We start from the raw sequence: 14,519 nt of genomic DNA, 5'->3' as shown, positions 1-14,519 counted from the left end.
TCCTAGTCGATACAGATCACCAGCTCGCGCCCCGTCTCATCCAGATGCGGAATGCATCCGAACTGCGGCGTGACCGCGCTGCATTGTTTGGTCTCTGACAGGCAAAATCCCTCGCAGTCCGAACCTGTTTCACAGGTCTTGCCCGCATCTGCCAACGGCAGGATGCACACATACTGCTGCACTTTGCCCGCAACTTCGTAAATTCCGCCTTTTGCCTCGCAAGCCTGCCGTTCATTCTGGGCTGGCTCAGCCTCCGCCTTGTCATCTGTTGGAAGGCAAGCCGCCAGAAATCCTGCTCCGACTGGCACCAAACACCGCAACATAACTTTCATGAGTTATCCCTTCAGTTGATGCCCCGGTGTCTTGGCTTTGCGAAAACTCTACAAGGGGAAGTTTCAGCCCTTCGGCGCCCGCTTCACCAGCCCCAGCTTCTCACGCACTTCCTGCGCTCCGATCACGCGCGCACCCATGTTCGAAACGATGGTGTTGGCGCGCTCGACCAGTTGCCAGTTTTCCGCCAAAACGCCTTTGTCGAGCCACAGGTTATCTTCCAACCCGACGCGCACGTTGCCGCCAGCCAGCACCGATGCCGATGCATAGGCCATCTGGTTCCGTCCCAAAGCGAATGCGCTGAACGTCCAGTCATCCGGGACATTGTTGACCATGGCCATGAAGGTATTCAGATCATCCGGTGCGCCCCACGGCACACCCATGCACAACTGAACCAGCGCCGGGCTGTCCAGAATACCGTCCTTAACCAGTTGCTTGGCGTACCACAGATGGCCGGTGTCAAAGGCTTCGATCTCGGGCTTCACGCCCAAATGTGTCATCATCCGACCCATCGCCTGCAGCATGCCCGGCGTGTTGGTCATGACATAGTCAGCTTCGGCAAAGTTCATGGTACCGCAGTCCAAGGTACAGATCTCGGGCAGACATTCGGCCACATGCTCAACCCGCGCGGCTGCGCCGATCATGTCGGTACCTTCCTCGTTCAACGGCAGAGGAGATTCTGTGGGGCCAAAGATCATGTCACCGCCCATACCCGCGGTCAGGTTCAGAACGATGTCCACCTCGGCCTCGCGAATGCGGTCAGTCACCTCGCGATACAGGTCCAGACGACGGCTGGGCGCGCCGGTTTCCGGGTCCCGCACATGGCAGTGAACAATGGCCGCGCCGGCCTTGGCCGCAGCAATCGCACTCTCGGCAATCTGCTTCGGTGAACGTGGTACATGCGGGCTGCGATCCTGCGTTCCACCTGAGCCCGTGACGGCACAAGTGATGAAGACTTCGCGGTTCATTTCCAGTGGCATGATGTTTTCCCCAACTTATACCCGGTTTTAACCCAAGTTATCCTCAGGCTTCTCCCCGGATTCCGATTTGCGTTCTTACCCGACTCTGACGCAGCCTTGTGGAAACAACTTGCCAGAATGCGAATCGAACTTGATGAAATCCGCAAAAAACATACTGCAGCCCGAACATCGCGCCCTGAAAACGGCAGTGCTGGTTCTGGATGAATGCAACACGCTCAGCTTTGCCTCGGCGGTTGATCCGATGCGCGCAGCGAACCGGCTGGCGGATCGTCCCGCCTTTGACTGGGATTATGTCACCGCCACGGCTGAGCCTGCCATGCTGACCAGTGCACTGAACGTTCCCGGCATTCCGCTGGCGCGTCTGGACAGTTGCGATCTGATGATTGTGGTCGCAGGCTTCCAGCTTGCGCGCCACGCAACCCCCAGCCTGCTGGCTGGCTTGCGCCGTATCGCGGCCTCTGGTGCGACCATGGCAGGGATCGACGGCGGCCCATGGCTGCTGGCTGAAGCCGGCTTGCTGGACGGGCACGCAGCAACCACTCATTGGGAAGATCTGGACAATTTCTCGACCCGTTTCCCCGAGGTCGACGTGCGCCCTGACCGTTTCACTGTTTCCGGCAACCGTCTGACATCTGGTGGCGCGATCCCGGCGGTCGAGATGATGCTGCATATCATCGCTGCCCGCCACGGCGCAGGATTTGCCGCACGTGTATCTGGGCTGTTCCTCTATGAGGGAGCACCAGAGCCAACCAAACCGCAAAGCCGCACCGGGGCTCCGCACCGCCATTCGGCCCTGACATCAAAGGCAAACAGCCTGATGGAGGCGTCGCTGGATGAACCTCTGCCACTCGCCTATATTGCCGATCGTTTGGGAACCAGCCCACGCACGCTGCAGCAACAGTTCCGCCTGCGCCTGAACACCACGCCGCAAGACCATTACCTGCAGCTTCGCCTGGCCGAGGCGCGCCGACTGGTCACCGACACAGACATGCCGCTGATGGATGTCGCGCTGGCCACTGGCTTTGCATCGCAGTCAAGCTTTGCCCGGGCGTTCCGAACCGCGCATGGTCTTTCCGCCCGCGACCTGCGGCAGGATCGCATCCAGCCCACACATCACTGACGGGGTCTACAGCAGGTGATGGGGGCATTGCCCCCTTACCTTAGTACGGCATGGGATGGGCGCGGTGGGCCAGGTTGATTTCTTTCAACACATCCTGTGACAATTCCAGATCTTTCCCATCCAGAATGCGCTGCAATTGTGCCTCATCCGTGGCCCCAAAGATGGCCGAGGTCATGAACGGTCTGCTGCGACTCCAGGACAACGCCATATGCACGGGATCCAGCCCATGTTTGTCAGCGATCTCCAGATAGGCAGCGACGGCGTCAAACACCCGAGCAGATTTGCGCCCGCCCATTTCAGGCACCAGTGACATACGCGACCCTTCAGGAACGGTGCCGCCCTGATACTTGCCCGTCAGGAACCCGGCAGCCAGCGGCGAAAAGGCGAGCAGTCCCACATCTTCATGCGCACTCAGCTCGGCCATATCGGTATCAAAGTGACGGCACAGCATCGAGTATTCGTTCTGCACGGACGCGACGCGTGGCGCACCGGTTTCATCTGCCAGTCGCACCCATTGGGCCGTTCCCCAGGCGCTTTCATTCGAGAGGCCAAAGGCGCGAATATTGCCCTTTTCGACCTGTACCTGCAGCGCCTCAAGACACTCCTGCATATTCGCAACAACCTCGTCACGATCCCCACCTGAAGGATCGTAATCCCAGTTCTGGCGGAACATGTAACTGCCCCGGTTTGGCCAGTGGAACTGATAGAGGTCGATATAGTCAGTCTGCAACCGGCGCAGGGATCCCTCGATTGCCTGGGGAATGGTCTGGCCGGAAATTGGCGCCCCGTCACGGGCGTGAGAAAACCCTGCTCCTGAATGCTTGGTCGCCAGAACATAGTCGCCCCGGCGCGCGGCATTAGATGCATTCCAATTGCCCAGAATTTCCTCAGTCCGGCCCACGGTTTCCTTCGAGATCGGATTCACCGGATACATCTCAGCCGCGTCGACAAAGTTGATCCCGGCTGCCAGGGCCATATCCATCTGTCGGTGTCCACCGGTCTCGGAGGTCTGTGTGCCAAAGGTCATTGTTCCAAGGCACAGATCCGACACCATCACACCGGTGCGCCCCAAAGGTTTCATTTTCATCTGGAAATCCTCCTGCTCGCCCTGCACCCTAGCGCAGGGTTTGACCGGGGCAAGCCCGATCAACTCAGATAAATCAGACTGGCAACAAAGAAAAAGGCCAGAACGCCGAACACATCGTTCGACGTGGTTATGAAGATGCCGGTTGCCGCGGCCGGGTCTTGTTTCAACGCCCTGAGCAGGAACGGCACCATCGACCCGACCGACGCTGCGATAACAGTCACGATCGCCAGTGCGACGATCGACGTCAGAACCAACAGGCCTGGCTTTTCAATTGCGATGAACAGGCTGCCAATCAGGACCAGAAGGCCCACGACCGTGCCAACGATCAGCCCGTTCAGCAGGGCCCCACACAGTTCGCGATAGAATCTCGACGGCAAATCGCCACGCCACTCCGCCCCCGAAGTCAGTACCTGCACAGAAACAGTCGAGGCTTGAATCCCCGCGTTCCCGGCTGTTGCCAGAACAACGGGAATAAAACTGGCAAGGATCGCGGATTCGGCAAGTGCGTCCTCATACGACACGATGGCAATTGCTGCGATGGTACTGCCGACCAACCCGCCCAGCAGCCACGGCAGGCGGCGGCGGGCAATCTGGCCAGGCGTGTCGAATTGCGTCGTATCGGGGGATACGCCGCCCATCTTGAGCATATCTTCCTCAACCTCTTCCCGCGCAATCTCAGCCAGTTCCGGCGGGGCTATACCGCCCAGAAAACGACCATTGGCATCGACGACAGCAATAACAGAGGCAGAGCGCGCCTCGGCCAGGCGCAGCACCTCTTCCTGATCTGCAGAACTGTCGACCGTCACGGTGTCTTTCTGAACGATAACGGAAACGGGGGTGTCATCCGGGTTCAACAGCAAGTCCCGACTGCGCAAATAGCCAACCAATCGTTTGTCCTGTTCGAGAACAAAAATCATATCCAGACGCGCAAACCGGTCCGAGGTTTTTCGAAGGTGAGATACCACTTCCCCAATCGTCCATCCAACAGGAACCGTCAAAACCCCGTGGCGCATATGCGCGGCCGCACTGTCATCATCTGCAGACAAGGACTGTCGAATGACATCTGCATCCTTCCGATCAGCAATCAGATCATCATGAGTGTCGAGCGGCAGCGTTTCCAGCAACTCGATAGCCAGATCAGGCGAAACTCTGGAGACGATCTTGCGGAATTTCTTTCGCGTTGAAGCCTCAAACAGAACTGAACGCAATTCCGGGTCCAGTTCGACAAGAACCGGCAGACTCACATCATCAGGCAACCATTCGAACACCCGGCGCGCACGCCTGGTCTTCATCTTCAGCAGGCATTTCACAACGTCCGCTGCGTTCCAACTGCTCAGGACAGTAAGAACCGCCATCCGCTTGCCTGCGGCCACCAGCCGTTCCAACGACGACGCGACCCTCGCATTGTTATGGCGCGCTTCCGGGCTGTTTTCGCTGTCCCAATGCAGCTTTTTTGGAGGAACCTGATCCATCCGCTCACCTCACCTCAATCCACGCAGAAGTGGCATCGCTAAGTGACGGTAGCGTGAATGAAAGATTATCTGAACAGATCAGCGCAGCGAAAGGGTGATCAGGCTTCTGCCTTTTTCTCCCACCGGCCTGAATCCTCAGACCAATATTGCGCCGAACAACCTGCTGAGGTCAGCGCCTTCCATTGTACCCGTGCGGCCTGAAGTGCGCTTTGATCGTTGCCATCGAACAGGATGCAGACACGCTCGGATGCTTCGACTTCGTCCGGCTCAACCGCAGCGCCATCGATCGCCATCAAACAGGATGGATCATTTGCCGCCGTCGTCTCGGTCGTTAGCAAGATGGGCTGCTTCGCATCGTGCGGTCCACCGGCACGACCATGTGGCAGGAACCCGTCATCAGGCCCCAGCCACAGTTTTTCATCCAGCCAGTCCAGCCGCGCGGGATCGGTGCCCCGCACAGCTATCCGCCACCCGGCCTGCCGTGCCTTGTCCAGCAGTACCGGCAAGGTCTGCTCAAGCGGTTGGCGGGTCAGATGATAGAAATAGACGGCCCCCATTCGAGTTACTCGAAATTGTCCTGAACAAACCTGCTTAGCGCGCGCACGCCCCAACCGGTTGCCCCTTTGGGCGCATAGGATGTCTCGGACGATACCGAAGCAACACCCGCGATATCCAGGTGAATCCAGGGGGTATCTTCCTTGACGAAACGTTGCAGGAATTGCGCCGCAGTGACCGATCCGGCCGGGCGACCACCCACGTTCTTCATATCCGCAATGCGGGATTTCAGCAGGTCATCATAGGCTTTGCCCAGTGGCATCCGCCATGCGCCTTCATCTTCGATTTTGGCCGCCTTCAGGAAAGCATCGCAGAACGTGTCATTGTTCGAGAAAACGCCCGCATTCTCATGCCCAAGCCCGATGATGATGGCACCTGTCAAAGTGGCCAAATCAATCATGCCGACAGGATTGAACCGCTCTTGCGCGTACCACATGACATCACACAAAACCAAGCGACCCTCGGCATCGGTATTGATGATCTCGACCGTGTCGCCTTTCATCGATTTAACGACATCGCCGGGGCGCGTAGCGCGGCCGGAAGGCATATTTTCCACCAGACCGACCAGACCAACCACATTGGCCTTGGCCTTGCGCAGCGCCAACGCCCGCATGGTGCCTGCAACGACACCCGCGCCGCCCATGTCCATGGTCATATCTTCCATGCCCGCAGCGGGTTTGAGCGAGATACCACCGGTATCGAACACCACACCCTTGCCCACCAGCGCGAGCGGAGCGTCGTCATTGTCGCCACCATTCCAGTGCATGACCACGACCTTGGACGGGCTGTCAGACCCCTGCCCAACGCTCAGCAATGTGCGCATGCCAAGCTCGGCCAGCTTGTCCTCTTCCAGAACCTCAACTTCCAGTCCCAGCGCTTCCATTTCTTTCAGCCGGTCGGCGAATTCTGTCGTGGTCAGAACATTGGCGGGTTCGTTGGTCAGATCGCGGGTCATGCGCACGCCATCGGCGATACCGTTAAGCGGTGCAAACGCCGCTTCGACCTCATCCGCTTTGGAATGGCTGATCACGATTTCGCCCGTGGGGTCGGCGTCCTTAGTCTTGTGCGCATCAAAATCATAGCTGCGCAGCACCATGCCCAAGGCCAGTTCCTCGGTCCTCACCTGATTTGCGGCCATCACAAGCACGTCCTTGCCCTTGGCCAGCTTTGCCAAAGCAGCACCCGCCTTGCGCGCCTCGTCATGATCGGGGCGACGCGGCAAAACCAGAACGTCCAGCGCCTCAGCTGCCATGCCACCGGGCCAAGCCAATGAGATCACATCGCCTGTCTTGGCTTTGTTAAACTTCTCGCTCTCGACCAGTCGGGCCACTGCGCCTCGTGTCAGGCGATTGGCCCTGCGCGCAGCGGGGCTCATCTTTCCTTCGGCAGGAATAATGATGACCACACGCCCTTCGGCCTGCGCCATGAGATCCAAATCAAAGTCCTGAAAACGGATTGGTATCAGACTGCTCATCTCTTGCTCCTGAAAAACTCTTCCCCAAGACCTAGCGTGGACCACCAATATTGACCAGATAGCAGTTTTCCCCGTCTGCCATTTGCATTAAGGTCGCCCGAAAATAACCGGCAGGCTCGGGGGAGAAGTATTGGCACCAAACGGCAGGCATAGGCCTTCGCGCATGATTCCATGCCGGGGCGATTCTGGCGTGGACCCCGAGCTCAGCGGTCAGCCGGAGGTGAACTCGTGATCCTCGACCGCTATTTTGCCCGAAGATTCCTGCAGAGTTTTCTCGTTATCGGCGGCATTTTTCTGACACTCATGATTCTGATCGACCTGATCGAGCAAGTCCGCAAGTTCACTGATGTCGACCTAAGCTTTGGGCAATTGCTGCGCCTGACCCTGCTCAACACCCCAGCGGCAATCAGCGAGATGCTGCCGCTGTTGATGATTCTGGCTACGATTGCGTTGTTCATTGGTCTGGCGCGCAGTTCCGAACTGGTCGTAACACGCGCTATCGGGCGGTCCGGCATCCGCGCGCTTGCTGCCCCTGTACTGCTGGCTTTGGTGATCGGTGCACTGGCGGTGGCGCTGCTGAACCCGATCTCTGCTGCGACATCCGAAGAATACCAGCGTTTGGCAGACGGATATCGCAACAATGGCAGTTCTACCCTTTCGATCAGCAGCGAAGGCCTTTGGTTGCGCCAGGGTTCCACATCGGGCCAATCCGTGATCCATGCTGTCGGGACCGATCCCGACGAGGACTTTGGCCTCAGAGAAGTTACCATCACGACATTCTCTCCTGACGGTATTCCGACCGAACAGATCTTTGCTGAAACGGCACGTCTGGAAGATGGAAACTGGGTTCTGTATCAGGCCAAGGTTTGGACGCTCCAGAACGGCTCGAATCCCGAAACAAATGCAATCACGTATGAACAACTTGCTCTTCCCACGACTCTCACACGCGATCGCATTCTGGATACATTAGGCCAACAAGACTCCGTTTCGGTCTACGACCTGCCACAACTCATCCACGATCTACGCGAGGCAGGATTCTCTACAAAGCAATACGAAGTCTGGCTGCAGGTACAACTCGCACGGCCATTCTTTCTTGTATCGATGGTTCTGATTGGTGCAGCTTTCACGATGCGCCATGTCCGTTTCGGCGGCACAGGCATTGCCGTTCTGACCGCGGTTCTGCTGGGCTTTGCCATCTACTTCGTACGTAATTTCGCTCAAATTCTGGGGGAGAACGGCCAGTTGCCGATCTACGTCGCCGCCTGGGCACCGCCCTTTGCCGCAATCCTGTTGTCCTTAGGCCTCTTGCTGCACGCGGAGGACGGTTAATGCGGCGACTAATGTCTTTGCTGCTGTCCAGCACTCTGGTTCTGGCGGCACCGTCCATCGCACTTGCGCAAAACGCACCAGGTTCCGCAGCTGCTGGACAGGATGGGGCTGCCCAAGACCAGCCGGCCCTGCTGGTGGCGGACAAGATTTTCATCACACCCGATCGAAAACTCGTCGCCGAAGGGAATGTAGAAGCCTATCAGGGCGACATCAAACTATCGGCCAAAGGCGTAATCTTCGATCGGGAAACTGGTGAACTGACCCTCGAAGGTCCGATCCGGATCGATCAGGCGGGTCAATCCACTGTGTTGGCGGACTCCGCTCAGTTGGATGATGGCATCCAGAACGGGCTTTTGATCGGTGCCCGAATGGTGTTCGATCAGCAGGTTCAGATCGCCTCGGTTCAGGCAACCCGCGCTGGCGGCAGGTACACACAGTTCAGCAAAGTGTCGGCCACCTCATGTCATGTCTGCGCCAATGGCAAACCACCACTTTGGCAAATTCGGGCGCGCAAGGTAACGCACGATCAGTTAGAACGGCAGCTGTATTTCGAAGGTGCACAGTTCCGCATCCTTGATTTCCCGGTCTTCTACTTTCCTGTACTACGCCTGCCCGACCCGACACTGGAGCGTGCAACAGGTTTTCTTGTTCCGTCGATCCGGACGACCTCGCAATTGGGTACGGGTGTACAGGTCCCCTATTTCTTTAAGTTGGGCGACCACAAGGATCTGACGCTGACGCCGTATGTCTCATCCAAGACAACGACATTAGGCTATCGCTACCGTCAGGCTTTTAAAAACGGCCGCATTCAGTTCGAAGGCGCATACACCCGCGATGACGTGCAACAAAACCAGGATCGCGGCTATCTTTTCGCGAATGGTTGGTTCGCTCTGAAAAATGATTACCGGCTGACGTTCAACATTCAAACAACGTCGGATGACGCGTATCTGGCTGATTATGGTCTGCCGGACTTTGACCGTCTGCGCAGCGAAATCGCACTGGAACGGATCAAACGCGATACCGCGTTCAAAACCAGTTTCATCCACTACAAAACCCTGCGCGACAGCGAAAATCAGGATGAAATCCCCTCGCGCGTTTTCGATCTGAACTATGAAAAGCGGTACTTTCCCAACGCACTGGGCGGCGAAGTGAGGCTTGCGTTTATCGGGCATTCCCACACCCGGACCAGCGATGTAGATATCGTTGGACGGGATGTGGCACGCGCGACAATGGATGCAGAATGGCTACGCAGTTGGACTTTCAGCACGGGCCTGCGGGCCGATGCGCAGCTTGGTGCTTCAGTCGATACGTTTGATATCCGCAACGACAGCCAGTACCCCAATCAGGTGACCAGATCCACTCCGCGGGCTGCCTTTACGTTGCGCTATCCGATGGTACGTCGCGAACAATCCGGCGCAACGCAGTTTCTCGAACCGATTGTTCAGGTAGGCTGGACGCATGTCTCGAATACCGACGTACCCAATGACGAAAGTACGTTTCAGGAGTTCGACCAGGGCAATCTGCTGTCCCTGTCTCGCTTTCCAGCCGAAGATCGCCGCGAAAATGGAGCAACAGCTGTTGTCGGCGTGAACTGGGCGCGCAATACGCCGAACGGCTGGCAAGCGCTTGCAACCGTCGGTCAGGTGTTCCGCGCCGATGCCGATCCGGATTTCACCCTGACCTCGGGCCTGCAGGGCACCACATCCGATCTGCTGCTGGCCGGGCAGTTGAAAACCGCAAAAGGCCTTACTCTCGCGGCACGTGGCCTGCTGGATGATGACTTCAGCTTTGCCAAAGCCGAGTTCCGGGGCGTTTGGGCCAAAGACGACAACGCGCTGACGGGCAGCTATGTCTGGCAGGAACCCGACCCTGCAGAAAACAGCGACAAAATATCCGAGATTTGGCTGACGGGACGTTACAGAATCGATCAGAACTGGCTGACACAGGCACTGGCGCGATATGATCTGGCCGAATCTGAGCCAATCCGCTACGGGCTTGGAGTTACCTACGAAAATGAGTGCGTGCAGGTTAACATGACCGTCAGTCGGCGCTATACGTCCACATCAAGTATTGAGCCTTCGACAGAATTCGGCTTTACCGTTGCACTAACTGGATACGCCGTCGAAGGCGGGGGCAAGAAGTACAAAAGAAAATGCAGCTGATATCAGGTTTCTCCAAGTTTCTTCGTACCGGTTGGCAAAGACCGGCTTTGCCCGCACTCGCTGCGGCGCTTATCGCCTTTTCTTCGCCGCAGGCCATCGGGCAAAGCCTGTTCTCACCCGCGATCCGGATCAATCAGGATATCGTGACGTGGTATGAATTGCAGCAACGCCAGCAGTTTCTCGAAGCGCTCGGCCTGCCGGGAAGTTCTGAAGATGAAGTGCGTGAGGCCCTGATCGATGCTCGCCTGCGCAAACAGGCGATGCGGGATGCCGGAATTCAGGCGACACCAGAAGATGTACAGCTTGGTATCGACCAGTTTGCCGCTCGTGGTCAGCTTTCGACTGAAGATTTCTTGCGGCTGCTCAGTGATGCCGGTGTAGATCCTGAAACAGTACGGGATTTTGTTGAAGATCAGCTTTCGTGGCGTGACTACGTCAGCACGAGGTTTATCTCTCAGGCGCGCCCCACAGAGGATGAAATCAACCGGGCAATGGGCCAGGGCGGCGGTGGCGGCCTCGAAGTTCTGTTGTCCGAGATTATCATTCCCGTAACACCGCAGACGCTCGCTCAGGCTGACGCGCTCGCGCAGGAAATTTCTCAGGTAGACGGTTATGACGCGTTTTCCTCCGCTGCCACGCAATATTCGGCGGCAGCGACCCGCGAAAACGGAGGTCGACTGGATTGGCTGTCGCTCAATAATCTTCCGCCAGCGCTGCAGCCCGTCATCCTCGGCCTGCAGAACGGAGATATAACCGAGCCGTTGAGTCTTCCCAACGCCATAGCCCTGTTCCAGATGCGCGGCATTCGCGAGGTTTCGACAGGCGCACCACGCTATTCCAAGATCGACTATGCGATCTACTACATTCCGGGCGGTCGTAGCCCAGAGGCCCAGAAAACTGCGGCTGAGCTGAAGGAAAACATCGACACTTGTAACGACCTCTATGGTATCGCCAAAGATCAACCGCCAGAGGTACTTGATCGCGTGTCCGCCAGCCCTTCCGAAATCCCGCGCGACGTGGCGCTGGAACTTGCCAAGCTGGACCCCAATGAGATTTCAACAACGCTCACCCGCAACAACGGGCAGACGCTGATGTTCCTGATGCTGTGCACCCGAACCCGCGATCTGGGCGAAGATACGTCTCGTCAGGATGTTGCTAACGCTTTGACCCAGCAGCGCCTGCAGGCTTTTGCCGACAGCTTCATCGAACAAATGCGGGCAGACGCCACCATTATCGAGCAATGACCCGCCCGATCGCGCTTAGCTGTGGTGATCCGGCCGGTATCGGCCCCGAAATCGCAGCCAAGGCGTGGCAACAACTGCGCGGCACCTGCCCGTTCGTCTACATCGGCGACGACGCGCATCTGCCAAACGACACTCCGGTCGTACGAATAAATGACCCGTCAGAAGCGGCCGAGGTCTGTGCGATGGCCCTGCCGGTGCTTCAGCTGGATTTCCCAGCGCCGAATGTGCCGGGCCGTCCCGAGCCAAACAATGCTCCCTCTGTAATCGATGCAATTGAACGCGGTGTTTCTCTGGTACAATCGGGTGCGGCATCAGCGCTCTGCACGGCTCCGATCCATAAAAAGGCGCTGATTGACGGAGCGGGATTCGATTATCCCGGACATACCGAATTTCTGGCCGCTCTTGCCGGTAAAGATCGTGTTGTGATGATGCTGGCCAGCGATCAGTTGCGTGTGGTCCCAGCCACGATCCACATCGCTCTCTCGCAAGTCCCAAGCGTCCTGACCCCAGAGCTGCTGCGCGAAACGATCGCAATCACTGCACAAGGGCTGCAGAACCAGTTTGGTATTCAAAATCCGCGCATCGCGATTGCCGGGCTGAACCCCCATGCCGGAGAAGGTGGCAAAATGGGTCGTGAGGAGCTGGACTGGATTGCCCCGCTGATCTCTGATCTCAATCCCGACGGCTACACGGTTACGGGCCCGCATCCGGCGGATACCATGTTCCACGCCGCCGCGCGCAGGCGGTACGATGCAGCCATCGCCATGTATCACGATCAGGCCCTGATCCCGATCAAGACACTGGATTTCGACCGAGGCGTGAATGTAACGCTGGGTTTGCCCTTCATCCGGACTTCACCCGATCATGGCACCGCGCTGGACATCGCCGGACAAGGCATCGCCAACCCGACCAGCCTGATTGAGGCCCTCAAACTCGCGCAGCAGATGGCGCAAGGGTCTTGAACCTGTACAACGCAGGCCATATCCCGGACCGAAGTGAAAAATTTCTGGCGCATGACACCCTATCCGCGCCACGGTGAACGGATCATGAGCGCTATCGACACCCTCCCCCCGCTGCGCGAAGTCATCGCGACCCACCAGCTATCGGCCCGCAAATCGCTGGGGCAGAACTTTCTGTTGGACCTGAACCTGACCGCCAAGATTGCAAGGCAGGCCGGTGATCTGACCGAATGTGATGTGCTCGAGATCGGACCCGGACCGGGTGGCCTGACCCGAGGTCTGCTGTCTGAGGGCGCGCGCAAAGTCGTTGCTTTGGAAAAAGACACCCGCTGTATCGCGGCGCTGAACGACATCGCCGAGGCCTATCCCGGCCGGCTTGAAGTCATTAACGGGGACGCGCTTGAAATCGACCCGCTGACGCATCTGACACCGCCGATCCGGATTGCGGCCAATCTACCCTACAATGTCGGGACCGAACTTCTGGTCCGCTGGCTGACGCCACCGGAATGGCCGCCATTCTGGCAAAGCCTGACCCTGATGTTCCAGCGCGAAGTCGCCGAGCGCATTGTGGCCCAGCCCGGCAGTAAAGCTTATGGCCGCCTTGCCATCCTCGCCCAATGGCGGGCCGAAGCACGTATCGCCATGTCTTTGCCCCCCGGGGCCTTCACCCCACCACCCAAGGTTTCCAGCTCAGTGGTCCACCTAACTGCCCTGCCCGAGCCGCGCTATCCAGCAGATGCAGCCACCCTCTCACGCGTCGTGGCAGCAGCCTTCAACCAACGCCGCAAGATGCTTCGCGCCTCTCTGAAAGGTGTCGCCCCGGATATCGAAGATCGCTTGCTGGCTGCCGACATCAAACCAACGGAACGTGCGGAACAGGTTCCGCTCGAAGCGTTTTGTGCGCTGGCACGGGAAATTCGCAAAGCCTAAAGCAATAAACCAAAAAACCCCGGCATTCGATCCGGGGTTTTCTATATCTCGGCCGTAAGACTTGAGCTTATTCGGCAGCCTCTGGCGCGTCTCCGTTATCCGCTGCAGCCTGTTCAGGCTCGGCGGGCGCAGCCTTGGGCTTGCGTGCACGTGGACGGCGTGGTGGCTTTTCTTTCTTGGCAGGCGCCTCTTCGACTGGTTCAGCACCCTGGCTTTCTGGTGTCTCGACCAGACCAGATTCAGGTGCGGCAGGCTCGGACCCGAAATCCATCACGTCAGGTTGCGGCGCTTCGGCCGGATCTGCCTGACGTGCAGCTTCGCGTTCCTGACGCTCGGCGCGTTCACGGTCGCGTTCGGCCTGGCGCTCACGGTTCTGGCGTTCCTGCTCTTCACGGCGCGCTTCGATTTCGCGCTGCGCCTCGCTCAGCATACGCAGGTAATGTTCCGCGTGCTGCTGAAAGTTCTCGGCCGCGACGCGGTCATTCGACAGCTGGGCGTCACGCGCCAGCTGATTATATTTATCAATGATCTGCTGCGGGGTGCCGCGCACTTTGCCCTCTGGACCCGAGCTGTCAAAAACCCGGTTTACGACATTACCACCAGAAGGGCGATTGCGGTTGTTCTTGGCCCGCGAGCGGGATTTGGAAGATCTCATCTTACTTTACGTCAGCCTTGTCATTCACTGTCGATCAACCCGTACGTTGCACTGCTCTAAGGCCTTTTACCGTGACGTGCTGTCGACTTTTTGGGCTTGGCGTCAGGGGCGCGCTGAAACAGCGTCAACCTCGCCGACTACCCTGAGTAAGCATGTCCTGATCATGCAGACAAGAGGGTAATATGCATTTTCGCAGCTTTTTTACCTGAACCGGCGTTTTTT

At 57.9% G+C, this 14,519-nt stretch carries 13 protein-coding genes; 6 read left to right on the top strand and 7 right to left on the bottom strand.

Translation table 11 applies throughout. The features are described 5' to 3' along the window. Window positions 1-2 precede the first annotated feature (2 nt). Both ACR0CW_RS06505 and bcoG read right to left on the bottom strand, forming a co-directional pair. Window positions 3-332 (bottom strand): hypothetical protein, encoded by a 330-nt coding sequence (locus tag ACR0CW_RS06505; RefSeq protein ID WP_480787206.1) that lies wholly within the window; start codon window positions 330-332, stop codon window positions 3-5. A 63-nt stretch (window positions 333-395) separates the two neighbouring features. Beyond that, a complete protein-coding gene (bcoG, locus tag ACR0CW_RS06500; RefSeq protein ID WP_480787205.1) occupies window positions 396-1,310 on the bottom strand; it encodes a 3-dehydrocarnitine:acetyl-CoA trimethylamine transferase BcoG in 915 nt (304 codons plus the stop codon). Window positions 1,311-1,443: 133 nt separating this feature from the next. Here bcoG and ACR0CW_RS06495 point away from each other — a divergent pair, with 133 nt between their 5' ends. After that, a complete protein-coding gene (locus ACR0CW_RS06495) occupies window positions 1,444-2,430 on the top strand; it encodes a GlxA family transcriptional regulator (RefSeq protein ID WP_155150714.1) in 987 nt (328 codons plus the stop codon). 40 nt (window positions 2,431-2,470) lie between these two features. Here the strand turns inward: ACR0CW_RS06495 and ACR0CW_RS06490 are convergent, their stop codons facing one another. The 4 genes from ACR0CW_RS06490 to ACR0CW_RS06475 form a co-directional block, all read right to left on the bottom strand. Beyond that, the gene (locus tag ACR0CW_RS06490) at window positions 2,471-3,517 is read right to left on the bottom strand and encodes an aldo/keto reductase (protein ID WP_480787204.1); all 1,047 of its coding nucleotides are present in this window, start codon (window positions 3,515-3,517) and stop codon (window positions 2,471-2,473) included. A 59-nt stretch (window positions 3,518-3,576) separates the two neighbouring features. After that, window positions 3,577-4,989: a magnesium transporter gene (mgtE, locus tag ACR0CW_RS06485; RefSeq protein ID WP_480787203.1), complete on the bottom strand. Its 1,413-nt coding sequence runs from the start codon at window positions 4,987-4,989 to the stop codon at window positions 3,577-3,579. A gap of 98 nt (window positions 4,990-5,087) precedes the next feature. Beyond that, window positions 5,088-5,546: a DNA polymerase III subunit chi gene (locus ACR0CW_RS06480; RefSeq protein ID WP_480787202.1), complete on the bottom strand. Its 459-nt coding sequence runs from the start codon at window positions 5,544-5,546 to the stop codon at window positions 5,088-5,090. Between the two features lie 5 nt (window positions 5,547-5,551). Then, window positions 5,552-7,018: a leucyl aminopeptidase gene (locus ACR0CW_RS06475; protein WP_480787201.1), complete on the bottom strand. Its 1,467-nt coding sequence runs from the start codon at window positions 7,016-7,018 to the stop codon at window positions 5,552-5,554. A 228-nt stretch (window positions 7,019-7,246) separates the two neighbouring features. Between ACR0CW_RS06475 and lptG the strand changes: the two genes are divergently transcribed. The 5 genes from lptG (at window position 7,247) to rsmA (ending at window position 13,642) form a co-directional block, all read left to right on the top strand. Continuing rightward, complete coding sequence (gene lptG / locus ACR0CW_RS06470; RefSeq protein ID WP_170330757.1) at window positions 7,247-8,347, top strand: LPS export ABC transporter permease LptG; 1,101 nt, start codon at window positions 7,247-7,249, stop codon at window positions 8,345-8,347. Then, a complete protein-coding gene (locus ACR0CW_RS06465; protein ID WP_480787200.1) occupies window positions 8,347-10,509 on the top strand; it encodes an LPS-assembly protein LptD in 2,163 nt (720 codons plus the stop codon). Before lptG ends, ACR0CW_RS06465 begins: the two co-directional genes overlap by 1 nt. After that, on the top strand, window positions 10,500-11,753 hold the full coding sequence (locus ACR0CW_RS06460) for a peptidylprolyl isomerase (RefSeq protein ID WP_480787199.1): 1,254 nt from the start codon (window positions 10,500-10,502) through the stop codon (window positions 11,751-11,753). Before ACR0CW_RS06465 ends, ACR0CW_RS06460 begins: the two co-directional genes overlap by 10 nt. After that, window positions 11,750-12,715 (top strand): 4-hydroxythreonine-4-phosphate dehydrogenase PdxA, encoded by a 966-nt coding sequence (gene pdxA / locus ACR0CW_RS06455; protein ID WP_480787198.1) that lies wholly within the window; start codon window positions 11,750-11,752, stop codon window positions 12,713-12,715. The genes ACR0CW_RS06460 and pdxA overlap by 4 nt, the downstream gene beginning before the upstream one ends. Window positions 12,716-12,799: 84 nt before the next feature. Beyond that, on the top strand, window positions 12,800-13,642 hold the full coding sequence (rsmA, locus tag ACR0CW_RS06450) for a 16S rRNA (adenine(1518)-N(6)/adenine(1519)-N(6))-dimethyltransferase RsmA (RefSeq protein ID WP_480787462.1): 843 nt from the start codon (window positions 12,800-12,802) through the stop codon (window positions 13,640-13,642). Between the two features lie 67 nt (window positions 13,643-13,709). On the opposite strand, the gene ACR0CW_RS06445 is transcribed toward rsmA, so the two are convergent. Next, on the bottom strand, window positions 13,710-14,297 hold the full coding sequence (locus ACR0CW_RS06445) for a DUF4167 domain-containing protein (protein WP_155150746.1): 588 nt from the start codon (window positions 14,295-14,297) through the stop codon (window positions 13,710-13,712). Between the last annotated feature and the right edge of the window lie 222 nt (window positions 14,298-14,519).

It is taken from the genome of Ruegeria sp. CH6 (assembly GCF_056537005.1).
Note: the sequence above shows the minus strand (reverse complement) of the source record. Positions and strands in the feature narration are given on the sequence as shown.

What these genes read in the sequence shown, in the direction of transcription:
- bcoG (WP_480787205.1), bottom strand. Translation starts at nt 1,310, where the DNA reads ATGCCACTGGAAATGAACCGCGAAGTCTTCATCACTTGTGCCGTCACG.
- pdxA (WP_480787198.1), top strand. Translation starts at nt 11,750, where the DNA reads ATGACCCGCCCGATCGCGCTTAGCTGTGGTGATCCGGCCGGTATCGGC.
- ACR0CW_RS06445 (WP_155150746.1), bottom strand. Translation starts at nt 14,297, where the DNA reads ATGAGATCTTCCAAATCCCGCTCGCGGGCCAAGAACAACCGCAATCGC.
- ACR0CW_RS06490 (WP_480787204.1), bottom strand. Translation starts at nt 3,517, where the DNA reads ATGAAAATGAAACCTTTGGGGCGCACCGGTGTGATGGTGTCGGATCTG.
- ACR0CW_RS06480 (WP_480787202.1), bottom strand. Translation starts at nt 5,546, where the DNA reads ATGGGGGCCGTCTATTTCTATCATCTGACCCGCCAACCGCTTGAGCAG.
- ACR0CW_RS06505 (WP_480787206.1), bottom strand. Translation starts at nt 332, where the DNA reads ATGAAAGTTATGTTGCGGTGTTTGGTGCCAGTCGGAGCAGGATTTCTG.
- mgtE (WP_480787203.1), bottom strand. Translation starts at nt 4,989, where the DNA reads ATGGATCAGGTTCCTCCAAAAAAGCTGCATTGGGACAGCGAAAACAGC.
- ACR0CW_RS06460 (WP_480787199.1), top strand. Translation starts at nt 10,500, where the DNA reads ATGCAGCTGATATCAGGTTTCTCCAAGTTTCTTCGTACCGGTTGGCAA.
- ACR0CW_RS06475 (WP_480787201.1), bottom strand. Translation starts at nt 7,018, where the DNA reads ATGAGCAGTCTGATACCAATCCGTTTTCAGGACTTTGATTTGGATCTC.
- ACR0CW_RS06465 (WP_480787200.1), top strand. Translation starts at nt 8,347, where the DNA reads ATGCGGCGACTAATGTCTTTGCTGCTGTCCAGCACTCTGGTTCTGGCG.
- ACR0CW_RS06495 (WP_155150714.1), top strand. Translation starts at nt 1,444, where the DNA reads ATGAAATCCGCAAAAAACATACTGCAGCCCGAACATCGCGCCCTGAAA.
- rsmA (WP_480787462.1), top strand. Translation starts at nt 12,800, where the DNA reads ATGAGCGCTATCGACACCCTCCCCCCGCTGCGCGAAGTCATCGCGACC.